This window comes from Mesorhizobium terrae, from assembly GCF_008727715.1.
GTDB lineage: Bacteria > Pseudomonadota > Alphaproteobacteria > Rhizobiales > Rhizobiaceae > Mesorhizobium > Mesorhizobium terrae.
Genome location: NZ_CP044218.1, coordinates 4855479 through 4880887, shown reverse-complemented (window position 1 = coordinate 4880887; position 25409 = coordinate 4855479). Strand labels below are relative to the sequence as shown.

Genomic DNA, 25409 nt, shown 5'->3' with positions numbered 1-25409 from the left:
TTATTCCTGCCGCCTTATCGGCTAAAAGCGCGGCCATGACGGCTTTCTCGCGCCCACGCGGCATCGCGATACGAATTATTGGCCCGGTGTTCCGGACGGCTTAAGGTCGTCGGAGCCGCCGGGACTTTTTGCGTGGGGCACCCTCGCGCTTTTTCCAGAACATGCTAGTTCAACGCCCGAGGCTCGCCGCCGCCGGGCAACGCATATGGCAGATCGATGAACGACAAAGCTGAAACCCTCGACTATTCCAAGACCCTTTATTTGCCGCAGACGGAATTCCCGATGCGCGCCGGCCTGCCGGAAAAGGAACCGGCGCTGGTCAAGCGCTGGCAGGACATGGACCTCTACAAGCGCCTGCGCGAAACCGCCGCCGGGCGTCCAAAATACGTGCTGCATGACGGCCCGCCCTACGCCAACGGCAACATCCATATCGGCCATGCGCTGAACAAGATCCTCAAGGACATCATCGTCCGTTCCTTCCAGATGCGTGGTTTCGACTCGAACTATGTGCCCGGTTGGGATTGCCACGGCCTGCCGATCGAGTGGAAGATCGAGGAAGAGAATTATCGCTCCAAGGGCAAGTCGAAGCCCGACCTTTCGCAGCCGGCCGCCATGGTGGCGTTCCGCCAGGAATGCCGCGCCTATGCCGAAAAGTGGATCAAGGTGCAGGGCGACGAGTTCCAGCGCCTCGGCGTCGTCGGCGATTTCGACAACCCCTACACCACCATGGCCTATCACGCGGAAGCGCGCATCGCCGGCGAACTGCTGAAATTCGCGGCGACCGACCAGCTTTACCGTGGCTCCAAGCCGGTGATGTGGTCGGTGGTCGAGCGCACCGCGCTGGCCGAAGCCGAGATCGAGTATCAGGACTACGAAAGCGACGCGATCTGGGTGAAGTTCCCGGTGAACGACGCGACCAGCGCGTTTGCTGGCAGCCATGTGGTCATCTGGACGACCACGCCCTGGACGATCCCCGGCAACCGCGCCGTCGCTTATTCGCCACGCGTCGCCTACGGGCTGTACGAGATAACCGCAGCTGAGAACGACTTCGGCCCGCAGCCGGGCGAGAAGCTGATCTTTGCCGACGCGCTTGCGGAAGAATCGTCCGCAAAGGCGAAGGTTGTTATGAAGCGCCTCCGCGATATCTCGGCGGAGCAGCTTGCCGGCCTGACGCTTTCGCACCCGCTGCATGGCCTCGGCGGTGGCTATGAATTCCCCGTTCCGCTTGTCGCCGGCGACCATGTCACCGACGATGCCGGCACCGGTTTCGTGCACACCGCGCCCAGCCACGGCCGCGAGGACTTCGAGGCCTGGGTGGATGCCGCGCCGGAACTGCGCAAGCGTGGCATCGACACGGCGATCCCGTTCCCGGTCGACGATGCCGGCTTCTATACCAAGGACGCGCCGGGCTTCGGGCCGGACCGCGAGGGCGGCGCCGCGCGCGTCATCGACGACAACGGCAAGAAGGGCGACGCCAACAAGGCCGTCATCGAGGCGCTGATCGCCGTCAACGCGCTGTTCGCGCGCGGCCGGCTGAAGCACCAGTATCCGCATTCGTGGCGTTCGAAGAAGCCGATCATCTTCCGCAACACGCCGCAGTGGTTCGTCTATATGGACAAGGAACTGGCCGACGGCACCACGCTGCGCGGCCGCGCGCTGAATGCCATCGACGCCACGCGTTTCGTGCCGGCCGCCGGCCAGACGCGCCTGCGCTCGATGATCGAGGAGCGCCCCGACTGGGTGCTGTCGCGCCAGCGCGCCTGGGGCGTGCCGATCGCCGTCTTCGCCGACGAGGACGGCAATGTGCTGAAGGACGATGCGGTCAACGCCCGCATCCTTGAGGCTTTCGAGAAGGAAGGGGCGGACGCTTGGTTCGCCGAGGGCGCGCGCGAGCGCTTCCTGGGTGCTAAGGCCAACGAACCGTGGAAGCAGGTCACCGACATTCTCGATGTCTGGTTCGATTCCGGCTCCACCCACACCTTTACGCTCGAAGACCGTCCCGACCTCAAATGGCCGGCCGACGTCTATCTGGAAGGTTCGGACCAGCACCGCGGCTGGTTCCACTCCTCGCTTTTGGAAAGCTGCGGCACCAGGGGCAGGGCGCCTTACGACACCGTCGTCACCCATGGTTTCACCATGGACGAGGAAGGCCGCAAGATGTCGAAGTCGCTCGGCAACACGGTGGTGCCGCAGGACGTCATCAAGCAGTCGGGCGCCGATATCCTGCGGCTCTGGGTGGCGACGACCGACTATTGGGAAGACCAGCGGCTCGGCAAAACCATCCTGCAGACCAACATCGACGCCTATCGCAAGCTGCGCAACACCATCCGCTGGATGCTGGGCACGCTGGCGCATGACGACGGCGCCGAAGTGGCGCTTGCCGAAATGCCCGAGCTGGAGCGGCTGATGCTGCACCGGCTGGCGGAACTGGACGAGGTGGTGCGTTCCGGCTTCGATGCCTTCGAGTTCAAGCGCATCACGCGAAACTTGCTCGATTTCATGGTCGTCGAATTGTCGGCCTTCTATTTCGACATCCGTAAGGACGCGCTCTATTGCGACGCGCCGTCGAGCGTGAAGCGCAAGGCCTCGGTCAAGGTGGTGCGCCATCTGTTCGACTGCCTGGTGAAATGGCTGGCGCCGCTTCTGCCCTTCACCACGGAAGAGGCGTGGCTGGATCGTAACCCGAAGGCCGAATCGCTGCATCTGGAACAGATGCCGGCGGTGCCCGCCGAATGGCGCGACGATGCGCTGGCCGAAAAATGGCGCAAGATCCGCCAGGTGCGCAGCGTCGTCACCGGTGCGCTGGAACTGGAGCGCGCCAAGAAGACCATCGGCTCTTCCCTCGAGGCGGTGCCGGTCGTCTACATGACCAATGCCGTGCTTGAGGAGGCCTTCGACGGCGTTGATCTGGCCGAGATCAGCATCACCTCCGATCTCGTTATCTCGCACGCTGCCGCCCCCGCCGACGCCTTTGCGTTGCGCGAGGTTCCGGGCGTTGCCGTGGTCGTCGGCAAGGCCGAGGACCGTGGTCTGGTCAAGTGCGCGCGCTCCTGGCGCTACACCGCCGATGTCGGCTCGGACGCCGCTTTCCCGGGCGTTTCGGCGCGCGATGCGGCCGCTCTTCACGAGCTGAAAGCACTCGGCCGGCTCTGATTGCCGGCCGGGTACGATGCCGGTGGCTTGTTGGCCGCCGGCGTTGCCCTTAACGGACCGTTGAGGTAAAGACGCGAAATTCCGGTGACAAGAAAGACAAACTATCGCCGGATTCCCGTCGGATGAGCGCATGGGTTCATTGCCGGGCCATCGGGGCTGGCCAGAGGTCGAGAGTGAAATATTTCAGCATGACCGAAAGACGCTGCGCACGCGCGCTGGTTCTCGTGCCGCTCATGGCGTCAGGTCTGGCGCTTGCCGGCTGCGTCGGATCGCCCACCTACGGTACCGACAAGCCCGCCGACCAACAATTGCTTGGCGACCTTTCCAACGCCATTTCGCTGCGTCCGCCGAAGAAGGACGCCATCGACTACAAGCCGCGCGCCGTGCTGGTGAAGCCGAAGGCCGGCACCAAGGAGGCGCTGCCAGCGCCGCAGGACTCGATCACCCAGACCGCTGGCGGCGAATGGCCGGAATCGCCGGAGCAGCGCCGTGCGCGCCTGCGCGCCGAAGCGACTGCCAACGAGAATAACCCCAACTACCAGACCCAGATCGTCGGCGACGACGTGCAGTCCGATCCGGCAGCCGTCCGGAAGGCGATGGCCGAATCGGGCTCCAGCCACCCGCCGGCTCCCGATACTGGCCAGGCCGTGTCCAAGCGCGCCGAGGTGGCACGCCGCATCGCTGCCAGCGAGAAGGGCACGCCGACCTCCAGAAAATTCCTGACCGATCCGCCCACGGCCTATCGCACCGCCGCCGACACCGCGCCGCAGAACGATGTCGGTGAGGACGAATACAAGAAGGAACGGCGCCTGAAGAAGGAAGCCCTGGCCAAGAGCGGCAAGTCGGGCTGGTTCGACTGGTGGAATTGACCGGCTGCTGACGACTGTCAGCGGCGATCCTTGAAAAAATCCTTGAGAATGGCGGCGGCCTCGGTCTCCGCGATGCCGGCATAGATATCCGGCGCATGGTGGCAGGTCGGGGTGGCGAAGAAGCGTGCCCCGTTGACGACCGCGCCGCCCTTTTCGTCGGCCGCCCCGAAATAGAGGCGCCGCAGCCGGGCGAAGGAAATCGCACCCGCGCACATCGCGCACGGTTCCAGCGTCACATAGAGGTCGTGCCCGGTCAGCCGTTCGCTGCCCAGTTTGCCGCAGGCCTCGCGGATCGCCAGCATTTCGGCATGGGCCGTCGGGTCGTTCAATTCGCGCGTGCGGTTGCCGGCCGAGGCGACGATTTCGGCGCCGCGCACGATCACCGCGCCGACCGGCACTTCGCCGCGCGCCGCGGCAGCTTCCGCCTCCTTGAGCGCGGCGGCCATGAAATCCGGTCGTTTCAAGCTGTTTCTGTCCCGAATAAGCCCTCGCCACCCGGTGGCGATCCTGTTATCTAGCGCACGACTTCGAAAACCGGTATCGGTTTTCGAACCGGATCACGCGCACAACAGAAGTGTTACAGCGTCTTGAGGCGTCCTTTCCGACGTCCGGCGCCGTGGCCGCGCCAGAGCATGATTCCGAAAAGTTGCAGACTTTTCGGGCAAGGTCATGCGACAAAATAGGAAGATAGAGCGGAAGGCCGATGGCATTCCGTTCGGGTGAGCAAGGTAATATGGACGACAGAGACAACAAGCCGCCGCGTTCGCGTGGCCCCAAAACGGGCGGACCGCGCGGCCGCGATGCCGGCGCTGGCAAGGGTGGCAAGCCCGGCTTCGGTAAGAAGCCGTTCGCCAAGCGTTTCGACGGCGACAAGCCGGCCGGCGACCGGCCCCGCGGCGATTTCAAGCCCGGCGGCGGCAAGCCCTGGCAGAAGCGCGAGGATGGCGGCAAGCGGCCTTATGAAAAGAGCGCGCGCGGCGAGGGCAAGCCCTTCGTCAAGCGCGACGGACCGCGCAAGCCCTATACGCCGCGCCAGGATAGTGCTGCCGACGGCGAGCGGCCGAGACGCGACTTCGGCGATCGTCCCCGCACACCCCGCCCGGAAGGCGAATTCCGGCAGGAGCGCAAGCCTTACGAGAAGCGGGAAGGCGGCGGCTCCTTCGGCAAGCGGCCCTACGAAAAGGGTGCACGCACCGAAGGCAAGCCCTTCGTCAAGCGCGACGGGCCGCGCAAGCCCTATACGCCGCGCGAGGATCGCGCAGCCGACGGCGAGCGGCCGAAGCGCGATTTTGGCGGCGACCGTCCGCGCGGCCCGCGGCCCGAAGGCGGCTTCCGCCCGGACCGCAAACCTTATGAGAAGCGGGACGACGCGGGCAGCCAGCGCCCCGGCCGCTACGAGCGCGGCGAACGCAGCGAACGGCGCTTCGACAGCGGTGAACGTCGTTTCGAGCGCCCGAAGCGCGAATTCGATGGCGAACGCAAGCCGTTCCGTCCGCGCGAGGATGGCGAACGCAAGCCGTTCCAGAAACGCGAGGGCGGCGCGCCGAAGCACTTTGGCGACAAAGGCCCGCGCCGCGAGGGCGGTTTCCGCCCGCAGGCTTCGGAAGAAGCCATGGAGACAGGCGAGCGTATCGCCAAGCGCCTGGCCCGTGCCGGCATCGCCTCTCGTCGTGACGCCGAGGAGCTGATCGCCGCTGGCCGCGTCAAGGTCAATGGCAAGGTGCTTCCATCGCCAGCCTTCAACGTCTTGCCAACCGACGTCATCCATCTCGACGACACCGAGATCCCGGCGATCGAACGGACACGCCTGTTCCTGTTCCACAAGCCGGCCGGCCTGGTGACCACCAACCGCGACCCCGAAGGCCGCAAGACGGTGTTCGACGTGCTGCCGGCCGAACTGCCGCGGCTGATGACGGTCGGACGGCTGGACATCAACACCGAAGGCCTGTTGCTGCTCACCAATGATGGCGGGCTGTCGCGCGTGCTGGAACTGCCGGCCACCGGCTGGTTGCGGCGTTATCGCGTCCGCGTCCATGGCAAGGTCGAGGAGCAGGCCCTGGCCGACCTCAGGGACGGCATCGCCGTCGACGGCATCTTCTACGGTGCCATCGAGGCATCGCTGGAACGCACACAGGGCAGCAATGCTTGGCTGGTCATCGGCCTGCGCGAAGGCAAGAACCGCGAGGTGAAGAACATCCTCGGCGCGCTTGGGCTCGAAGTGACGCGGCTGATCCGCATCTCCTACGGTCCGTTCCAGCTCGGCGAATTGCCGGAAGGCCATGTTCTGGAGATCAAGGGCCGCACGCTGCGCGAGCAGCTCGGCGAAACGCTGATCGAGGAATCGGGCGCCAATTTCGAGGCTGACATCGCCACTCCATTCTCCAACAAGCCGGTGCGGCGCACCGAGCCGCGCGTGGAAGATAGGCCGCGTCTGCCGCCCCAGCGCGAGGGTGATCATCGCCCGATCGGCGAGGGTGGCCTGATCAAGGCGCGCAAGCGGCGCGAGGGCAGCCGCGACGAGGCGCTCGGCAAGCTTTCGACCCGGCCGGAGCGCGGCGGGTTCAGCAAGCCTGGCGGTTCCGGCAAACCAGGTGGCTTTGGCAAACCAGGCGGCTTTGGCGAACGCGGTCCCCGCAAGGGCGAGCGCGAACAGCGGCCGATCGAGCCGCCGGGTCAGCGCCGGGCCAATGTCTGGATGGCGCCGGGCGCGCGGCCGCAGGGCGCCAAGATCGAGCGGCCGGAACGTTCCGGCACCGGTGGCGATCGCCCGCGCGGCCGTCCTAGCGAAGGCAAGGGCGGCGCGCCGCGCGGCAAGGGACCGGGCAAAGGCCCGAGGCAGCGCTGATGCGGATCGTCGGGGGCGAATTTCGCGGCAGGCCGTTGGCCACGCCGCGCGATCACTCCATCCGCCCGACCACCGACCGCACGCGCGAGGCCGTCTTCAACGTGCTCGCGCATCGTTTTCCCGACAGGCTGGAAGGCGTGCGCGTGCTCGACCTCTTCGCCGGCACCGGCGCGCTCGGCCTGGAAGCGCTGTCGCGCGGCGCCTCCTACGCCGTCTTCATCGAGGAATCGGCCGAGGGACGCGGCCTGATCCGCTCCAATGTCGAAGCCTACGGCCTCACCGGCCGCACCAAGATATTCCGCCGTGACGCCACCCAGCTTGGCGAGGCCGGCACGATCGCGCCATTTACCCTGCTGTTTGCCGATCCGCCCTATGGCAAGGGCCTTGGCGAGCGGGCGCTTCAGTCGGCGCGGGCCGGCGGCTGGCTGGCGCCCGGCGCGCTCTGCGTGGTCGAGGAGACCGCCTCCGTCCCGTTCCAGCCAGGACCGGGTTTTTCGGTCGTCGATGAGCGCAACTATGGCGAAACCGTCATCCGTTTCATCGAGACGGCCTGACTTCGGCCTTGTTTTGCGGCAAGACGGGCTGAAACGCGTATTCGGGCAAACGGCAAGACAGGTGGTGCTGCATTGAGGCGGAACGGGTCGATGAAAGCACTTGGAAACTGGCCGCGCCGCGCGCTTTTGGCCGCATCCTTCACCGTCCTTCTTGCCATGCCGACGTTTGCCGAACAGGCACCTGTGCCGACGTCCCCGGTTTCCGAGTTCACGCTTGGCAATGGCATGCAGGTCGTGGTCGTTCCCGACCACCGCTCGCCGATCGTCACCCATATGGTCTGGTACAAGGTCGGCAGCGCCGATGAGCCGCCCGGCAAATCCGGCATCGCCCATTTCTTCGAACACCTGATGTTCAAGGCGACCGGCAATCATGCCGCCGGCGAACTCGACAAGGCGGTGGCCGATATCGGCGGCAACGACAACGCCTTCACCTCCTACGACTATACAGCTTTCCACGAGACCGTGCCGCCGCAGGCGCTCAGTCAGATGATGGCCTTCGAGGCCGCCCGCATGCGCAATCTGGTGCTGAGCGACGAGGTCGTCGCCACCGAGCGCGACGTGGTGCTGGAAGAGCGCCGCATGCGCATCGACAACGACCCGCAGGCCCAGCTTGACGAAGCCGTGCTGGCCACCCTGTTCATGAACCAGCCTTACCGTATCCCGGTCATTGGCTGGATGCAGGAGATGCAGCAGCTCAACCGCGTAGATGCCAAGGCCTTCTACGACCGCTATTACGCGCCCAACAACGCCGTCCTGATCGTCGCCGGCGACGTCGAGGCCGAGGCGGTGCGCAAGCTGGCCGAGGAGAGTTTCGGCAAGATCCCGCGCGGTCCCGATCTGCCGCCGCGCATTCGCCCGAAGGAACCGCAGAAAACCACGCGGCGAACGGTGACGTTGAGCGACGCCCGCGTCAGCGTGCCGAGCTTCTCCATGCAGTGGGTGGTGCCGTCCTACAACACCGCCAAGCCCGGCGAGGCGGAGGCGATCGACCTGCTTGGCGAGATTCTCGGCGGCGGCACGCGCAGCCGGCTCTATCAGGAGCTGATCGTCAAGAAGGGCATCGCCGCCAGCGTCAATGCCGGCTTCCAGGGCCGGGCGCTCGACGATTCGGTCTTCGCCGTCTACGCCACGCCGCGCGGCGAGGCCAAGCTCGCCGACGTCGAAGCCGCTGTCGGCGCCGAGATCGAGCGGATCGCCCGCGATGGCATCAGCGCTGAGGAACTGGACCGGGCAAAAGCGCGGTATGTGCGCTCGATGATCTTCGCGCGCGATCGTCAGGATTCGATGGCCAACATCTACGGCAGCACGCTGACCACCGGCGGCACGGTTACCGACATCAACGAATGGCCGGACCGCGTCCGCAAGGTCACCGCCGAGGAAGTGAAGGCAGCCGCGGCGCGCTATCTCGTGCTCGACCGGGTGGTGACGGGTTATCTGTTGCCGAAGACGCAGGCGGAGAACTGAGCGATGCCGGCCATGAGAATTTTGCAGCAATCGTCGCACCCCGCCATTTCCGGCCTCGCGGGCGACCGCGCGTTGTCGATCAAAACCACCCCGGTCCGCGCCGCCGTCCTGACCCTGCTGCTCGGCCTGGTCTTCCTGGTTCTTCCGGTGTTCACGGCGTCCGCCATGACCATCCAGGAGGTGAAGTCCGAAAAGGGCATCACCGCGTGGCTGGTCGAAGACTACACCGTGCCCATCGTCTCACTGCGTTTCGCCTTCCAGGGCGGCTCCAGCCAGGACCCCGCCGGCAAGGAGGGCACCGCCAATCTGATGTCTGGCCTGTTCGACGAGGGCGCGGGCGATCTCGACAGCGACACCTTCCAGACCCGCCTCGACACGGCCGGCGCCGAAATGCGTTTCGAGGCGACCCGCGACGGCGTCTACGGGTCGATGCGCATGCTGGCCGAAAAGCGCGACGATGCGCTGGGCCTGCTCAAGTTGGCGATCACCAGTCCGCGCTTCGACGCTGCGCCGATCGAGCGCATCCGCGCGCAGGTCCTCTCCGGCCTGCTCGCCGGCGAGCGCGACCCGGAAACCATTGCCCAGACCAAGTGGCGCCGCTCCATCTATGGCAGCCATCCTTACGCCAATGCCGACGACGGCACCAAGGAAACGGTGCCGGCCATCACCGCCGACGATCTGCGCGCCTTCCACAAGGCGACCTTCGCGCGCGACGGCCTGCGTGTCGCGGTCGTCGGCGCGATCGATGCCGAAACGCTGAAGCGCAAGCTGGACGAGTTGTTCGGCGACCTGCCTGAAAAGCAGGCGCTGAAACCGGTGGCCGACGTCGATCTCAAATTCGGGCAGAAGGTGGAGGTCAATTACGACCTGCCGCAGACATCGCTGCAACTGGCCTTCCCGGGCGTGCGCCGCGACGCGCCGGATTTTTATGCCGCGGCCGTCATGAACGACATGCTCGGCGGCTCGGCATACACTTCGCGCCTCTATCAGGAAGTGCGCGAAAAGCGCGGCCTGGCCTATGGCGTGTCGTCGTCGCTGGTCAACCGGCGCTACGCCGCCTTGCTCACGGTCGGTACCGCGACGCGCTCCGACCGCGCCGCCGAGACGCTTGGCGTCGTGCGCGACGTCATCCGGCGCATGGCGACGGAAGGGCCGACCGAGCAGGAACTGGCGGCGACCAAAAAATACCTGATCGGCGCCTATGCCATCAACAATCTCGACTCTTCCGACGCAATCGCCAACACTCTGGTCGAACTGCAGGTCGGCGAGCTGGGCATCGACTACATCCAGCGCCGTGCGTCCTATATCAACGCCGTGACACTGGACGAGGTGAAGGCCGTGGCCAGGAAGTTGCTCTCCGTCGAACCTTCCGTGCTGATTGTCGGCCCGCCGCTGGCCGGGGACGGCAAGGGTTGAGCCCGACCTTCGGCATCGCCTTTGGCGGCGGCGGCGCGCGCGGCCTCGCGCACATCCACGTCGTCGAGGCGCTTGACGAACTGGGCATCAAGCCGGTGGCTTTGGCCGGCTCGTCGATCGGCTCGCTGATCGGGGCCGGTGTTGCCTCCGGCATGAGCGGCCGCGACATCCACGCCTATGCGCGCTCCATCCTCGGCACCCGCGCCCAGGTGGCCAGCCGCATGTGGCGTGCCCGGCCGGGCACTTTTGCCGAAGCCATGGAGGGCGGCCTGCGTGTCGGCCAGTTCAATGTCGAGCGCATCCTCAAAGCCTTCCTGCCGGAGATCGTGCCGGCCAGCTTCGAGGAGTTGAAAATCCCGCTGAAGGTCACGGCGACCGACTATTTCGGCCACAAGCTCGCGGTCTTCGACGCAGGCGACCTGCATTCGGCGCTGGCCGCGTCGGCGGCGATCCCGGCGGTATTCCGGCCGGTGGTGCGCGACGGCGTCACCCTGATCGACGGCGGCATCTACAACCCGGTGCCCTTCGACCTGATCGCCAACGAGGCCGACATCACCATCGCCGTCGACGTCGTTGGCGGTCCCGAGACCGGCAGCCGCAAGCGGCCGACCTCGATCGACTTGATGTTCGGTGCCACCCAGCTGATGATGCAGTCCATCATCGCCAACAAGCTGACGCAGGGCCGTCCCGACATCCTCATCCGTCCGCCGGTCTCGCGTTTTCGCGTGCTCGACTTCATGAAGATCGACGCCGTGATGGCCGAGACGGTGGCGGTGAAGGACGAGGTCAAGCGCGCCGTCGAGGCCGCGCTTGAGGCGCGGCGGGTCAAACTCCTGCGATAATTCGGGTTGAGAAGCGGGGTCGTGACCTCGTTCTCCACCGTTCCGGCATGGATTCCCGACACTCTCCGGTCGCTTCGCTCCCTCACGAGGTCGGGAATGACGGACTGGATTTGCGGTCTGCGCCAACTGTCAAAGTGGACGTTACCATGCTCCTCGCGGGGCGGACCGTGGCCCACCGCAACCCAGGTGGGTTTCCACTGTCGGAGCAAGCGCTGGAGACTAGCGAAGACGGAAAGGAAACTCCGTCATTCCCGACCTCGTGAGGGAGCGAAGCGACTGGAGAGTGTCGGGAATCCATGCCGGAACGTGGACGAAGGTAACGCGGTTCAATCCCGAAGAAGTGCCCGTATCGCGCCCATCAATGCGCGAACACCTGTTCCAGCGAACGAAATCCCTTGAACTCCAGCGCGTTGCCGGACGGGTCGCGGATGAACAGCGTTGCCTGTTCGCCGGGCTGGCCCTTGAAGCGCACCATCGGCCGCTCCAGCCAGTCGATGTCCTGGCGCGCTTCCAGCCGGGCGGCGAGCTTTTCCCACTCGTCCATCAAAAGCACCGCGCCGAAATGCGGGATCGGCACGGCAATTCCGTCGACGGCGCCGTCGCGTTGGGCAGCGGCCGCGTTGGGCCGCAGATGCGCCGACATCTGGTGGCCGTAGAGGTCGAAATCGACCCAGCTGTCGGACGAGCGGCCGATGCGGCAGCCCAGCACCTCGCCATAGAAGGCACGCGTCTCGTCGAGGTCGCGCACGGGGAAGGCGAGGTGGAAGGGTGTCATGACGGGCCTTTCGTCGTTCGAAGTCGGGTTTGCGGACACAACCGCACTACTCGCGAGAGTGCCGCAAACATCGACCTCTTGGCAATTTCGAAAACGCTCGAAACGCCGGTGCCACCTAGGTTCAGGACGGGGCTGCGGCCTGGCGTACTTCTGGCCTGGCCAATGGTCCGAAAAAGCCGATGATGCGTGTTATGCGCGTCTGGTCGGCGTTGAGGAACGCAATGTCCAGGCCCTCGGGAAAGGACGAACCGTCCGCAAGCACGAATGTCCAGGCGAAGCGCGCAATGCCGTGGTGAACGTCCACGTCGCTCGTTCGAGCAATGCGGGCACCGGGATATCGCGCCTGGATACCCTTGATGTGGGCTAGCAATGCTTCCGCGCCGTCCGCATGGGCGGTGGGGTCCGTATAGGTCGCGCCATCGCCCCACACCGACAACAGCAAGGCCCGTCGCCGTTCCGCATCCTGGTCCGACCAGGATGCGCAATATGTGTCGATCAGCTGTGTCAGGGACATTCTATTTGCCGGCCCTTCCCATAAATTGCGACAGCGCCGCGAAATCGTCGTGCAGATGGCCGGCGGCGATCGCTTGCTGAAAGATTCCATCATAGCCGTCGACCACCGTGCGGTCGATCTTGCTCACGTCCATCAGTTCGACGAGGTGCTGGAATGCGCTGTAATGCGGCGAGATCGACGACAGCGTCTCGTCGTCCGCCGCGAACCGTTCCGCTTCGGTGCGTTTGATCAGGTCCGTCACCAGCCCCTCGATTACCGGGGCGGTCGCGGTCCATTGCTTGGCCAGTTCGCCAAGCTCGATCTTTTCGGCCTTGCTCACGGCAATGGAATGGAGCGCGCCGAATAAGGCTCCCCACATCAGCGCAAGCAGGGCGCTGTCCAGCGCATTGGCCCGCCCCAGATCCTCGCCGACATGCTGAACATTGCCGCCCAGCGCCGCGAACATGTCCGTGCCCGCGTCGAAAGCCTGTTTTGATCCCGAAACCAGGATCGTGCCGTGCTCGGTACCGATGTAGTCCGGCGTCGCCATGATCGCGCCGTCGAGATAGGTGACGCCGTGGCGCGCGGCCCATTCCCCGGCCTCGCGCGCGCCATGCGGCGTGCCCGATGCGAGTTCCACGATCACCTTGCCGCGAAGAGCGGCGAGGTCGTCGCCATGCAGCAGCGCCGCCGTTGCCGCATAGTCGGTCAGGTTGGCGATAACGATATCCGCGGCCTCGATTGCCTTCCGCACCGATGGCGCCACGATGGCGCCGACTGCAGCCAGCGGCGCGGTCTTTTCGATCGTTCTGTTCCACACAGTTGTCCGGTGCCCCGCCGTCAAAAGCGCGCGGGCGAGCGCCGATCCCATCCGTCCGGTTCCCAAAACAGTGATTGCAGGCTTCATTGCGACACTCCATATCGGCTGAACACACGGCTTGCTTGCCGTGAGCCGGGAGCTAAGACGCCGAAGGGGCGGGGCCAATACGCACGCAAACGTAAGTGGTTACCTCACGGTAAGGGAAATGGGCCGGTAAGGAGAACGGGATGAACAAGCCTATGGAAAACGGCTTTTCGGTCGCGATGAAACTGGTCGCGGGCAAGTGGAAGATCGATATCCTGTGCGCGCTTTCCGGCGCGCCGCGTAGGTTCGGCCGGCTCAGGCACTCCATTCCCGACATCAGCGAAAAGATGCTGGCGCAGCAATTGCGCGAGATGGAGACCGACGGGTTGGTGAAAAGGCAGGCCTATCCCGGATTGCCGGCCAAGGTTGTCTATTCGCTGACGGAAGCAGGTGCAGCACTCTGCGCCGGGGCAGAAGGGCTGTGCCGGTGGAGCGAACGGTTCCAGGTCCGCGCCGAGGCTTGAGAGATATTCCTTCTCCGGCAAGGGGAGAAGGCAACACCAGACTGCGGCGGATTGGCTTTCAGCCATTGCATAGGCTGGTTGAGGACAATAGATGGAGCGGCGACCCGCGTTCAAACACGCGCCCCGCTATCAGCAGGACAGCAGACATGGCCGACACGCTCGACACGACAAGACTGACCGATCGCGTTGCCGCGCTGGTCGATGCCGCTAAAAAGGCCGGCGCCGACGCCGCCGACGCGGTTGTGGTGCGTGGCCGCTCGACCAGCGTGTCGGTGCGCCTCGGCAAGGTGGAGAACACCAACGCGTCGGAGAGCGAGGATGTCTCGCTGCGCGTCTTCATCGGCAATCGTGTCGCCAGCGTTTCGGCGACCGCCGCCTCCGAACCGAAGATGCTGGCAGAACGTGCCGTGGCCATGGCGAAAGTCTCGCCGGAAGATCCCTATCAGGGCCTCGCCGACCCGGCGCTGCTGGCCAGCGGCGCCAACGATCTCGACCTGTTCGACGCAACCGAAGTTTCCGCCGACCGTCTGCGCGAGGATGCGCTTGCGGCGGAAGAGGCCGCGCTTGCCGTCAAGGGTGTGACCAATTCCGGCGGCGCCGGCGCAGGCGCCGGCATGGGCGGCCTGGTACTCGCCACCTCGCACGGCTTCCTAGGCCAGTATGTCGGCACCCGCTTCTCGCTCTCGGCCAGCGTCATCGCCGGCGAGGGCACCGGCATGGAGCGTGACTACGACTATTCCTCGCGCCTGCATTTCGCCGACCTCGACGGGCCGGAAACAATCGGCCGCAGCGCCGGCGAACGTGCGGTGAAGCGTTTGGGCGCACGCAAGATGCCGACCGGCACGGTCGACGTCATCTTCGATCCGCGTGTCGCGCGCGGCATTGCCGGCCATCTTGCCGGTGCCATCAACGGTGCCTCGGTTGCGCGGAAGACGTCGTTCCTGCGCGACATGATGGGCAAGCAGGTGGCTTCCGCCGCCATCACCGTCACCGATGAGCCGCTGCGCCGGCGCGGGCAGGCGTCCCGGCCGTTCGACGGCGAAGGCGTTGGCGCCAGCAAGCTCTTGATGATCGAGAAGGGCGTGCTCAATCACTGGTTCCTGTCGACTTCGGCGGCGCGCGAACTCGGCCTCACCACCAATGGGCGCGGCGCGCGCGGCGGCTCGCAGGTGTCGCCATCCTCCACCAATCTCGCCATCGAGCCCGGCGAACGGTCGCCAGAAGAGTTGATAGGTTCGCTGAAGAGCGGCTTCTACGTCACCGAAGTGTTCGGCCAGGGCGTCAACATGATCACCGGCGAATACAGCCGCGGCGCTTCCGGTTTCTGGATCGAGAACGGCGAACTGACCTTCCCCGTCTCCGAGGTGACGATCGCCTCGAACCTGAAGACCATGTTCCTCGGCCTGGTCCCCGCCAACGATCTCGACCGCGACTATGGCACCGCGGCGCCGACGCTTTTGATCGAAGGGATGACCCTTGCCGGAAGTTGACGCAGCCACGGATGCGGGCGGATCGGCCGGGTTCGACGAAGACCTGGCCCTGCTGCGCGCCGCCGCGCGCGAGGCGGGCGCCATTGCCCTGCGCTATTTCGGCAAGAACCCGGAAGTCTGGATGAAGGGCGGCACTTCGCCGGTCAGCGAGGCCGACTACGCCGCCGACGCCTATCTGCGCGAGACATTGATGGCGGCGCGGCCCGATTATGGCTGGCTGTCCGAGGAGACGGCCGACGGCCCCGAGAGGCTGAAGGCACGCCGCGTCTTCGTTGTCGATCCCATCGACGGCACGCGCGGCTTCCTCGATGGCCAGAAGAGCTGGTGTGTCAGCGTCGCGGTGGTCGAACAGGGCAGGGCGATTGCTGGCGTGCTCGAATGTCCGGCGGCGCACGAGACCTATTGGGCGGTGCCCGGTGGCGGCGCGTTCCTGAACGGAGCCCCGATCCGCGCGCGCGAAACGCCGCCCATCGCCGAAATGGCCGGACCGAAGCCGATGCTCGATCTGGTGCCGCAGGCCTGGCAGGGCCGCATGCACCGCGCGGCCTACATCCCCTCGCTGGCCTACCGCCTTGCGATGATCGCCGCCGGCAGGCTGGACGCCACCTTCGTCAAGCCGAACGCGCATGACTGGGACATCGCCGCCGCCGAACTCATCCTGCGCGAGGCGGGTGGCCGGTTGATCGACAGCCACGGGCAGACGCCTGCCTTCGGCAAGGAAAAGGTCAGCCACGGCGCCTTGGCCGCCGGCAGCGGCGAACTCCTGGCCATGATGGCCGTCGTCATCGGCAGCCAGCACGGCTAACGGCGTATCAAAGGTTTCAAAATAGGCGGCTTTGGTCTAGACCAAGCACCAAATCACGCGATGTGAAGGACGGACATGACCGGGGAAGACGGAAAGAAGCAGCTTTTGCACCTGGTGTTCGGCGGCGAATTGAAGAGCGTCGGCAGCACTGAGTTCCGCAATCTCGACGCGCTGGACATTGTCGGCGTTTATCCCGACTACCAGTCGGCTCTGACGGCCTGGAAGTCCAAGGCCCAGGGCAGCGTTGACAATGCGCATATGCGCTATTTCGTCGTGCATCTGCACCGCCTGCTCGATCCGGAAGGCAAGGCCGGCGCGTGACGATGGAAGAACGAGTGGCGAAACCGCGGGCCGACGAGCCGGCGGCCGGCAGGCAACGCAGCGGCAGCGCGTTGAAGCCGCTGTGGAAGAAGGTGCGTGAGCCGCTGGCGCAGTCGCGTTTCGTCAAGAGCCTGATCGTCAGCCTGTTCACGCTCACCATGCGGTTCATTCGCCTGACCAATCCCCGGGTTGCCGCTTCGGCGACCTTCGGCGACAGGGAATTTGAGGGCATCGAGCCGGGCATCATCGCGCTCTGGCACGGCCAGCACATCCTGATGCCCGCCTTCTACCCTTCCAAGCGCGGTCTCGTCGCCATGGTGTCGCGCAGCGCCGACGCCGAGATCAACGCGCAGGTGATCGAGCGTTTCGGTATCGAGACCGTACGCGGTTCCGGCGGCCGCGCCGATGCGCGCCACATCGACAAGGGCGGTGCCAAGGCACTGATCGCACTGAAGAAATCCCTCATGGCAGGCAAGAATGTCTGCATGATCGCCGATATCCCGCATGGCACGCCGCGTGACGCGGGTCTCGGCGTCATCCTTCTGGCCAAGCTTTCGGGCCGTCCCATCGTGCCGGCGGCGCTCGCCACCAGCCGCCGCAAGGTGCTGGAAAAGAGCTGGGACAAGACGACGATCAATCTGCCTTTCGGTCGTTCGGCAATCGCCGCCGGCGAACCGATCTTCGTGGCGTCGGATGCCAACGAGGAGGAGATGGAGCGCGTGCGTCTCCAGCTCACCGAGGCGCTGAACCTCACCACGGCGAAGGCCTACAGCCTGGTGGACCAGCCACGATGAGCGAGCGGCTGGCCCGCATGATGCTGTCCATGTATCGGGTCGCCGGTTCGGCGGCCTATCCGCTGGCTGGCCCCTATGTCGCCTGGCGTGCCTCCAAGGGTAAGGAAGACCGCACCCGCAGCCGCGAGCGCTACGGCATCGCCAGCCAGGAGCGGCCGGACGGGCCGCTGATCTGGGTGCATGCCGCCAGCGTCGGCGAAACCAATGCCGTCGTGCCCCTGGTCCGCTGCATCCTCGAATATGGCGTCACCGTCGTGCTCACCACCGGCACGGTCACCTCGGCCAAGCTGGTCGCGGAACGGCTTGGCGACCACGTCATCCACCAATATGTGCCGCTCGACCTGAAGCCGGCGGTCAGCCGCTTCCTCAATCACTGGCATCCCGATCTCGCCATCATCGCCGAATCGGAAATCTGGCCGAACACCATCCTGGAACTCGGCGCGCGCAGCGTGCCGCAGGTTCTGGTCAATGGCCGCATGTCCGACCGTTCCTTCGCCTCCTGGAAGAAACGGTCCAACATCGCCGAGGCTTTGTTCGAGAATCTCGCCCATGTGGTGGCGCAGTCCGAGGTCGACGGAGAGCGTTTCCGGGTGCTCGGCGCCCGTCCGGTCACTGTATCCGGCAATCTCAAGGTGGACACGCCGCCGCCGCCGGTCGACGAGACCGAACTTCTCACGCTGCGCCGGCAGATCGGCCAGCGGCCGACCTGGGCCGCCATCTCGACCCATGACGGCGAGGAGGCGATTGCCGCCGAGGTGCACAAGACGCTGCAGGCCCGCCATGCCGGACTGTTCACCGTCGTGGTGCCACGCCATCCCGAGCGCGCCGACCTCCTTGTCAATGAAATCGAGGCCATGGGCCTCAAGGTGGCGCGGCGTTCGATCGGCGACCAGATCACGCCGGACACCGACATCCTGCTTGGCGACACGATCGGCGAGATGGGACTTTACCTGCGCTTGACCGAGATCGCCTTCGTCGGCCGTTCGCTGACCGCCGAGGGCGGCCAGAACCCGCTCGAGCCGGCGATGCTGGACACCGCCGTTCTTGCCGGCCGCAATGTGCAGAACTTCCGCGAATCCTATCAACGCCTGCTCGATGCCGGCGGCGCCAAGCTGGTGCGGGACCGCTCGATGCTGGCCGGCGCGGTGAATTTCCTGCTCACCAACGAACCGGCGCGCCGCCAGATGATGGCTGCTGGCGCCACCACCGTCGACGAGATGCGCGGTGCGCTCGCCCGCACGCTCAAGGCGCTTGAGCCCTATATCCAGCCGCTTGTGGTCAAGGCTCGCCTGAGGGCGGCGGGAGGCCGCTGAGATGGCGAGCGAAGCGCCGCCCTTCTGGTGGGAAAAACCGGACTGGCGCGCTTATGCGCTCTCACCGCTCTCCTGGGCCTACGGGCAGATCGCCGCCCGGCGCATGCGCCAGGCACGGCGCGAAAAGGTCGAGGCACCGGTGCTTTGCGTCGGCAATTTCACGGTCGGCGGTTCCGGCAAGACGCCGGTTGCGATCGCGCTCGCCGAACAGGCCAAGGCCATGCAGCTGAAGCCGGGCTTCCTGTCGCGCGGGCATGGCGGCTCTTTCGCCGAGCCGCATATCGTCGATCCGGGTCATGACGTCGCCAAGCATGTCGGCGACGAACCCTTGCTTCTGGCCGAACACGCGCCGGTGGCGGTGTCGCCGAACCGGGCGGCGGGCGCCCGGCTGCTGATCGAAAAATATGGCTGCGATTTCCTGATCATGGACGACGGCTTCCAGAGCGCGCGTGTCCATATCGATTACGCGCTGGTGGTGGTCGATGCCCGCTATGGCCTTGGCAACGGCCGGGTCATCCCGGGCGGACCGCTGCGCGCGCCGGTTCTGGACCAGCTTCTTTACGCCGACGCGCTGTTGAAGATGGGCGACGGACTGGCGGCGGACGCCGTCGTGCGCCAGGCCGCGCGCGCCGGCAAGCCGATCTTCGAGGCGCGCGCGCGACCGCGTGAGGCCAAGGCGCTGGCTGGTCAGCGCCTGCTGGCCTTCGCCGGCATCGGCCATCCCGAAAAATTCTACGACACGGTGGCCGAGGCCGGCGGCGTCGTTGCACTCAGCCGCTCGTTTCCCGACCACCATGTCTACGCCGAGGACGAGCTGGCCGAACTGGCATCGACCGCGAAAGCGGCGGATCTCGGGCTGGTCACCACCGCCAAGGACGCCGCGCGGCTGCGTCACGGCCCGATGCCCGAAGGTCTGCTCGAACGGCTGAACGTGCTTGAAATCGAGACCGTGTTCGAGCCGCGCCACTCGCCGCAGCGTATCGTGGAAGAGACGATCGAAGCGTCGAGACGCCGGAGGATTGCGCGGTAGGTGGCACCATTCCCTTCTCCCCTTGTGGGAGAAGGCAAGGGCCTCACCGCTTGCGCAAATCCGGATTCGCCTCGATCTCGCGGCGCAGCGAGGCGGCGGCGTTGATATAGGGCTCCTGGCGCGCCACGCTCCAGTATTTCAGCTCGTCCAGGGTGATGTTCTCGCCCGTGACCGCGCAGCGCACGAAAGCGCCCGGGCTGGTGACCTGGAAGTCGCCGTCGAGATAGCGGATGCGGGCTTCCCGGCCGCCGGGACCTTCGAAACGGTTCATGATTGTGAGAGACCTGCCGTCATGCAGCGTTTCCGCCATAAATCGCGAGCGAGGTCAAGCGTATCGCCAGTTTCAGGCAACGCAACCGCGTTATCTTGCCTGGAAACGTCGCCGGTTACCCATGGTCGCTGCAATCTCCCGTCTGGCTTCCCTGCTCAAGCAGGCCACCTCCGGTGAAGGCCGATTGCCCGTGGCCAAGCCGAACCCGTCCGAGGCGGAACTGATCAGAACGCTGGTCAAACCGACTGTTGGGCTGCGTGGCAACAGCCAGCCGGCGCCTTTCGCGGCGCCGTCATTGCCCATGCCGGCCGGGATCGTGCCCGCACAGAAACCGGCCATGCCGCAGGTCATCGATGCCTATCGCGCGGCGATCGAGCTGGAGGAACCCGCGACGGCTGCAAGCCAGGAAGCGGCGCGGGCGAGGGGGGCCACCGAGCCGGAAGCCGGCTTGCGACCAGCTCCTGGCCAGGCGCCCACGCGTGACGAGGCCGTTTCCGGTCGCGCCCAACCTCTTCCCACGCTCGGGCTGGCGGTGCCGCTGCAGGCCGCGCCGGGTCGGCCGGCAGTGGACGAGGTCGAAAACCGCACCACATCGCGCAAGCGGGCGACGGCCTGGGCCGGCGGCTCTAAGGGCAATTCGACGGAAATAGCGGTCAGCGCCCGCGCGCTGGGGTTTGGCCTTGCCGCCTTCGCGCTCCTCTTTCTGGTGGTGCTTGTGGTGTTCTAGGCTGTCGGGTCATGCCCGGTTCGGGCTTTGGTCCTCGCGATCTTCCCAATCGCTGCGCAGCAACGTCGTCACATGTTCGATCGTCTGCCTTCCGTCCGCCATGCAGCGGCTCTGAACCTCGGCGACGCGCCGGTATCCCAATCTGCGCTGCATCGCCCAGGAATTTTCGTTGCCGTCGAAGTATCCGTTGACCAGTTTCGTCAGGCCGAGTTCCTGAAAAGCGAACCGGATCTTCGCCTCGAACGCTTCGCGCCCATAGCCGCGTCCCTGATAGGCGCTGGCGATCCAGATGCCGCCGCCGGCCGTGCCGGCTTCGCGATCGACTTTGTTGAGACTGACCCCGCCGATCGCTGTTCGCCCAGGCTTGAGTTCTACCGCGAATTCATCGGCAGTGGGCTGGCCGCTTGCGTTTGAAATCTCGCGGCATCTGTCGATCCAGCTTTGAGCGTGCGCCGTCGTATAGAGGTGAGGCACGAAGGCCAGCCACTTCGCGGTCTCGATATCGTTCAGCCCCAGCGTTAGCTGTTCGATGTCCTGCTCGCTCCAGGGCCGCAGCGTAAGGCGCGCCGTTTCGATCCTGATATTGTCCACGATGGTGCGGTCTCTTGTGCCTTGAAATCACGGGCAAACGATTTGGCTGGAGGATGATCGAAGGGCATTTCCGTCCGCCGCCTGCGGATAAGGGGAGCCTAACGCTCCGCGTCCAGAAAACTCTGCAAGCGGTCGTCCGGCACATTCGCCGAGATAGCGATGCGCCTGGCGAGTTCGATGGCGGCGGCGCGCGGCTTTCCGGCCGGTCGGTCGAGCCAGTAGCAGACCGGATTGAGCGCTGTTCGCCGGTCGACCGCCACCACGCGGCCGGCCGCCACCTGTCCTTCGGCCAGAGGCGGCCGCGCCAGCGCGATGCCCAGCCCGTAGGCGGCGGCGTCCAGCACGAGGTTATAATCCTCGAAGCGACGGTCCTGCGGTCGCGGCCGGTAGTCCACGCCCTGTTCGCCAAACCAGGCGCGCCAGCCGGAGGCGTCCGAATCATGGATCAGCGGATATTTGAGCAGCCGCGCGGCATTGCCCGCACCGACCTCTTGCGCCAGCTGCGGCGAGGCGATGGGGAACATGTGTTCCTCGAACAATTGCATGGCGATGCGTTCGGGAATGCGTCCGCGCCCGCAGCGGATGGAAAGATCGATGCCCTCGTCGGCGAGGTCGATCTGGCGGTTGTCGACATCGAGCACGATCCTGATCTTCGGATCGCCGCTTTCGAGCCTCGCCATGCGCGGCATCAGCCACAGGCCACTGATCGAGGGAATGGTGGCCAGTCGCACCACGGCCGTGCCGCGCGGTTCCACCCAGCGGTCGGAATTGGAGGCGATCAGCGCGAAGGCCTCGCTGGTGCGCAGGTGCAGCCGGTTGCCTTCGATGGTCTGCGCCACGCCGCGCGCCCGGCGCTCGAACAGTTTCAGCCCGAACCAGTCCTCCAGCCGGGCGATCTGCCGGCTCACCGCGCCATGGGTCAGGTTGAGCTTTTCGGCGGCGGCCGAAAAGGAGCCCGTCTTGGCCGCGGCATCGAAGGCTCGCAAGGTGTCGAGCGGCGGCAATGTGTCCAAGCTGTGATCCATGCTCACAGCTCATCCTCGATTTCGTCGTTTGTCAACAAGCTCGGAAAGGGGTTTTGTGGCATCGCGAACCTGCTGCATCGGCCAGAAAATCGGAATCGATTTTCGGCAGGCACGATGCAGCAGGTTCAAAGTGTTAGAGCGTCCTTTGCGCGTCCAACAGGACGCGCGGCGCTCCAGACGGGGTGGAGAAGGACGATGAGCGCACAAATGAGCATGGCGAATTCGGAACAGCGGACGGATATGACGGCGGTGCTGGCGGTCGCGCTCACCGTGGTCGGCTGGGCTTCGGCCTTCCCGGCGATCCGCGCCGGCCTCGCCGCCTTCGGGCCGCTGGAACTGGGCGCGCTGCGCTTCGCCATTGCCGCCGTGCCGGCAGCGATCTTTCTTGCCATCAAGCGTCCGGCATTGCCCAAGCTCAACGAGCTGTGGCGCTTCGGTGTCGGCGGCGCCATCTTCGTCGCGCTTTATACGGCCATGCTGAATATCGGCGAGACCACGGTCTCGGCCGGCGCCGCCGCCTTCATCATCAATGTCAGCCCGATCTTCACCGCCATCATGGCGATGTTCCTGCTCGGCGAACGGTTTCCGGCGCTGGCCTGGGTCGGGACCTTCGTTTCCTTCGCCGGCATCGGCGTCATCGCCATGGGCGAAGGCAACGGTCTCACCTTCAACACCGGCGCATTGCTGATCCTGGGGTCGGCACTCTGTTCCTCGGTCAACACCATCGTGCAGAAGCCGCTGTTCAAGAACCATCATCCGCTGACGGTCTCGGCCTGGAACATGGTGCTCGGTGCGCTGTGCCTGTCGCCATTCCTGCCACAAAGCCTCGTCGAAGCCGCCCATGCCAGTTCCGCCGGCCTTGGCGCAGTCATCTATCTCGGCATCGTGCCCAGCTTCATCTCCTACGCCGCCTGGGCGACCGCGCTGTCGCGCCTGCCGGCCGCCCGCGCCTCGAACTTCCTCTATCTGGTTTCGCCGATGGCGGTGCTGATCGGCTTCTTCTGGCTCGGCGAGGTGCCGTCGACACTCGGCATCGTCGGTGGCGTGCTGGCGCTCGGCGGCGTGATCGTGGTCAACATGAAACGATAAGTCTGGCTTATCCGAAAGCGATCGAAACGACCCGTCGCGCCACTTTCCTGGCGCGGCGGTTCTTGTTTGGGATTTCGGAGTGGAACGGGCTTCGCGTGAACGAATTCGGGGCCATTTTGACCGAAAAGGAGCGCGCGCGGATAAAAATTCCGCAACCTGTCCGGGAAGTTCGCGCAGGATTTTGAAAAGAAATGGCTTTTCTATTTCACAATTCGGGATCGGTTGTTGTCCCGTTCACATCCTGACGCCTGATGACAGAGCAAAAGCGGACGTTGTCTAAGCGCGGATCTCGCTTCTAGCGCCGGCCGAACAGCCGCTCGATATCGCCGAGCTTCAGCTCGATATAGGTCGGGCGGCCGTGGTTGCAGGTGCCGGATCCCGGCGTTGCTTCCATCTGGCGCAGCAGCGCGTTCATCTCGTCGGGCTTGAGCAGGCGGCCGGACCGCACCGAGCCGTGGCATGCCATGGTGGCTGCGATGTGGTGCAGCCGCTCGGTCAATGTCTCGATCGTGTCGTTGTCGGCGATCTCGTCGGCAAGGTCGCGCACCAATTGCTGGACGTCGGTTTCGCCCAGCATCGACGGCGTCTCGCGCACGGCGATCGCGCCCGGACCGAAGCGTTCGAGGCCGAGCCCGAAGCGCCGAAGCGTTTCGGCATGTTGCGCGAGCCGGTCAGCGTCTTCTTCTGGAAGATCGATGATTTCAGGTAAAAGCAGCATCTGCGCCGGCACTGGACGCGAATGCAGCGCGTTCTTCAACGCTTCGTAGACCAGGCGCTCATGCGCGGCGTGCTGATCGACGATGACCAGCGAATCCCGGGTCTGGGCGACGATATAGTTCTCGTGCACCTGCGCACGCGCCGCACCCAAAACCATGCCGAGCAAGGTTTCGTTCGCCTCGGTCTGGCTGGCGCGGGCATCGGCGCTCATCGACGGTCCGGTCTCGAAGGCCGGTTGATCGCTCTCGCCGAACCCCATGTCGAGCGGGCGCTGCGGCGAGCGGGCGGGATCGTAGCCGGAGCCCGAGGCCCGGTAGGCTGCCTCGTAGCTGCGATGATTGTTGGCGGGGCCGCCATGTCCAAACGAGGTAGCGCCGGGCCGGAAAGCGGCCATCATGCCGGCGGCTCCCGTGGTTGCCGCGCGGATGCCGGCATCGGTCAGCGCCTGGCGGATGGCGCCGACGATCAGCCCGCGCACCAGGCCGGGGTCGCGGAAACGGACATCGGCCTTGGCGGGGTGGACGTTAACGTCGACCGTCGCCGGATCGAGGGTCAGGAACAGCGCTACCACCGCATGCCGGTCGCGCGGCAGCACGTCCATGTAGGCGCCGCGAATAGCGCCGGCGATCAGCTTGTCGCGCACCGGGCGGCCGTTGACATAGGCGTATTGCTGCAGCGCATTGGCGCGCGTGAAGGAAGGGATCGAGACATGGCCGGTCAGCCGCACACCCTCGCGTCCGGCATCGATGGCTATTGAATTTTCAGGGAAATCGGCGCCCATCACCTGCGCCAGCCGGCGCAACTGCCCCTCCGGTGTGTCGTCGGTCGCCGGCAATTCCAGCGTCGAGCGGTCGGAGCCGGCCAGCGTGAAACGCACCGCCGGGAAAGCGATGGCGATGCGTTTGATCACGTCGCTGGTGGCCGAGCTCTCGGCGCGCTCGCCCTTCATGAATTTCAATCGCGCCGGCGTGGCGAAGAACAGGTCGCGTACCTCGACCGTCGTGCCTCGATTGGCCGCTGCCGGCCGCACTGGGGCGATACGGCCGCCCTCGATGCTGATTTCGGCGGCGCTGTCGCCCGCCGCCGTGCGGGAGCGGATCGACAGCCTTGCCACCGAGCCGATCGACGGCAGTGCTTCACCGCGAAAGCCGAGCGAACGGATGTCATTGATGTCGGTGGAGAGTTTGGAGGTGCAATGGCGCGCCACGGCAAGCTCCAGCTCCTGTTCGGGAATGCCGCCGCCGTCGTCGGTGACGCGAATGAGGTTCAAGCCGCCGCCTGCCGTGACGATCTCGACGCGGCCGGCGCCGGCGTCGAGCGCATTCTCGACCAGTTCCTTGACCACGCTGGCCGGCCGCTCGATGACCTCGCCGGCGGCGATCTGGTTGATCATCGTTTCGGAAAGCTGGCGGATGGGCATGGCGCGATCCTAGCCGGATTCGAGCGCAGGGTGAAAG

At 65.6% G+C, this 25409-nt stretch carries 24 protein-coding genes; 16 read left to right on the top strand and 8 right to left on the bottom strand.

From position 1 onward, the window contains the following. Positions 1-216: 216 nt before the first annotated feature. Positions 217-3153 carry an isoleucine--tRNA ligase gene (ileS, locus tag FZF13_RS24590; protein ID WP_024927173.1) on the top strand — a complete coding sequence of 979 codons (2937 nt, stop codon included), beginning with the start codon at positions 217-219 and terminating at the stop codon, positions 3151-3153. 188 nt (positions 3154-3341) lie between these two features. Further along, on the top strand, positions 3342-4022 hold the full coding sequence (locus FZF13_RS24585; RefSeq protein WP_024927172.1) for a hypothetical protein: 681 nt from the start codon (positions 3342-3344) through the stop codon (positions 4020-4022). Positions 4023-4039: 17 nt separating this feature from the next. On the opposite strand, the gene FZF13_RS24580 is transcribed toward FZF13_RS24585, so the two are convergent. Beyond that, positions 4040-4486 carry a nucleoside deaminase gene (locus tag FZF13_RS24580; protein ID WP_024927171.1) on the bottom strand — a complete coding sequence of 149 codons (447 nt, stop codon included), beginning with the start codon at positions 4484-4486 and terminating at the stop codon, positions 4040-4042. Between the two features lie 269 nt (positions 4487-4755). On the opposite strand from FZF13_RS24580, the gene FZF13_RS24575 reads away from it, so the two are divergent. The 5 genes from FZF13_RS24575 (at position 4756) to FZF13_RS24555 (ending at position 11143) form a co-directional block, all read left to right on the top strand. After that, a complete protein-coding gene (locus FZF13_RS24575; RefSeq protein ID WP_024927170.1) occupies positions 4756-6867 on the top strand; it encodes a pseudouridine synthase in 2112 nt (703 codons plus the stop codon). After that, a complete protein-coding gene (gene rsmD, locus FZF13_RS24570) occupies positions 6867-7421 on the top strand; it encodes a 16S rRNA (guanine(966)-N(2))-methyltransferase RsmD (protein WP_024927169.1) in 555 nt (184 codons plus the stop codon). The genes FZF13_RS24575 and rsmD overlap by 1 nt, the downstream gene beginning before the upstream one ends. Positions 7422-7577: 156 nt before the next feature. Further along, positions 7578-8885, top strand: coding sequence for a M16 family metallopeptidase (locus FZF13_RS24565; protein ID WP_244431287.1), 1308 nt, complete (start codon positions 7578-7580; stop codon positions 8883-8885). Between the two features lie 12 nt (positions 8886-8897). After that, on the top strand, positions 8898-10301 hold the full coding sequence (locus tag FZF13_RS24560) for a M16 family metallopeptidase (RefSeq protein ID WP_244431282.1): 1404 nt from the start codon (positions 8898-8900) through the stop codon (positions 10299-10301). Beyond that, a complete protein-coding gene (locus tag FZF13_RS24555) occupies positions 10298-11143 on the top strand; it encodes a patatin-like phospholipase family protein (protein WP_024927166.1) in 846 nt (281 codons plus the stop codon). The genes FZF13_RS24560 and FZF13_RS24555 overlap by 4 nt, the downstream gene beginning before the upstream one ends. Positions 11144-11501: 358 nt before the next feature. Here FZF13_RS24555 and FZF13_RS24550 read toward each other — a convergent pair whose 3' ends face one another. From FZF13_RS24550 to FZF13_RS24540, 3 genes are all read right to left on the bottom strand, one after another. Further along, positions 11502-11918: a VOC family protein gene (locus FZF13_RS24550; protein ID WP_024926105.1), complete on the bottom strand. Its 417-nt coding sequence runs from the start codon at positions 11916-11918 to the stop codon at positions 11502-11504. Between the two features lie 121 nt (positions 11919-12039). Continuing rightward, positions 12040-12432 (bottom strand): hypothetical protein, encoded by a 393-nt coding sequence (locus FZF13_RS24545; protein ID WP_024926106.1) that lies wholly within the window; start codon positions 12430-12432, stop codon positions 12040-12042. 1 nt (position 12433) lies between these two features. Then, positions 12434-13318: an NAD(P)-dependent oxidoreductase gene (locus tag FZF13_RS24540; protein ID WP_036254014.1), complete on the bottom strand. Its 885-nt coding sequence runs from the start codon at positions 13316-13318 to the stop codon at positions 12434-12436. 140 nt (positions 13319-13458) lie between these two features. Between FZF13_RS24540 and FZF13_RS24535 the strand changes: the two genes are divergently transcribed. From FZF13_RS24535 to lpxK, 7 genes are all read left to right on the top strand, one after another. Beyond that, complete coding sequence (locus tag FZF13_RS24535) at positions 13459-13779, top strand: winged helix-turn-helix transcriptional regulator (RefSeq protein WP_024926108.1); 321 nt, start codon at positions 13459-13461, stop codon at positions 13777-13779. A gap of 146 nt (positions 13780-13925) precedes the next feature. Then, the gene (locus FZF13_RS24530) at positions 13926-15269 is read left to right on the top strand and encodes a TldD/PmbA family protein (RefSeq protein ID WP_024926109.1); all 1344 of its coding nucleotides are present in this window, start codon (positions 13926-13928) and stop codon (positions 15267-15269) included. Then, positions 15256-16074: a 3'(2'),5'-bisphosphate nucleotidase CysQ gene (locus tag FZF13_RS24525; RefSeq protein ID WP_024926110.1), complete on the top strand. Its 819-nt coding sequence runs from the start codon at positions 15256-15258 to the stop codon at positions 16072-16074. Before FZF13_RS24530 ends, FZF13_RS24525 begins: the two co-directional genes overlap by 14 nt. A 75-nt stretch (positions 16075-16149) precedes the next feature. Further along, positions 16150-16395: a DUF4170 domain-containing protein gene (locus FZF13_RS24520; protein WP_024926111.1), complete on the top strand. Its 246-nt coding sequence runs from the start codon at positions 16150-16152 to the stop codon at positions 16393-16395. 2 nt (positions 16396-16397) lie between these two features. Beyond that, positions 16398-17189 (top strand): lysophospholipid acyltransferase family protein, encoded by a 792-nt coding sequence (locus FZF13_RS24515; protein WP_024926112.1) that lies wholly within the window; start codon positions 16398-16400, stop codon positions 17187-17189. Then, complete coding sequence (waaA, locus tag FZF13_RS24510) at positions 17186-18502, top strand: lipid IV(A) 3-deoxy-D-manno-octulosonic acid transferase (protein WP_024926113.1); 1317 nt, start codon at positions 17186-17188, stop codon at positions 18500-18502. Before FZF13_RS24515 ends, waaA begins: the two co-directional genes overlap by 4 nt. 1 nt (position 18503) lies before the next feature. Next, on the top strand, positions 18504-19532 hold the full coding sequence (lpxK, locus tag FZF13_RS24505; RefSeq protein ID WP_024926114.1) for a tetraacyldisaccharide 4'-kinase: 1029 nt from the start codon (positions 18504-18506) through the stop codon (positions 19530-19532). 43 nt (positions 19533-19575) lie between these two features. On the opposite strand, the gene FZF13_RS24500 is transcribed toward lpxK, so the two are convergent. Then, positions 19576-19806, bottom strand: a complete 231-nt coding sequence (locus FZF13_RS24500; protein ID WP_024926115.1) for a DUF2093 domain-containing protein — start codon at positions 19804-19806, stop codon at positions 19576-19578. A gap of 118 nt (positions 19807-19924) precedes the next feature. Between FZF13_RS24500 and FZF13_RS24495 the strand changes: the two genes are divergently transcribed. Further along, complete coding sequence (locus FZF13_RS24495; protein WP_024926116.1) at positions 19925-20530, top strand: hypothetical protein; 606 nt, start codon at positions 19925-19927, stop codon at positions 20528-20530. 9 nt (positions 20531-20539) lie between these two features. Here FZF13_RS24495 and FZF13_RS24490 read toward each other — a convergent pair whose 3' ends face one another. Further along, positions 20540-21121 (bottom strand): GNAT family N-acetyltransferase, encoded by a 582-nt coding sequence (locus FZF13_RS24490; protein ID WP_024926117.1) that lies wholly within the window; start codon positions 21119-21121, stop codon positions 20540-20542. 98 nt (positions 21122-21219) lie between these two features. Further along, complete coding sequence (locus tag FZF13_RS24485) at positions 21220-22146, bottom strand: LysR substrate-binding domain-containing protein (protein ID WP_024926118.1); 927 nt, start codon at positions 22144-22146, stop codon at positions 21220-21222. A gap of 195 nt (positions 22147-22341) precedes the next feature. Here FZF13_RS24485 and FZF13_RS24480 point away from each other — a divergent pair, with 195 nt between their 5' ends. Then, complete coding sequence (locus tag FZF13_RS24480; protein ID WP_024926119.1) at positions 22342-23235, top strand: DMT family transporter; 894 nt, start codon at positions 22342-22344, stop codon at positions 23233-23235. 295 nt (positions 23236-23530) lie between these two features. On the opposite strand, the gene mutL is transcribed toward FZF13_RS24480, so the two are convergent. Beyond that, a complete protein-coding gene (gene mutL / locus FZF13_RS24475) occupies positions 23531-25372 on the bottom strand; it encodes a DNA mismatch repair endonuclease MutL (RefSeq protein WP_024926120.1) in 1842 nt (613 codons plus the stop codon). Between the last annotated feature and the right edge of the window lie 37 nt (positions 25373-25409).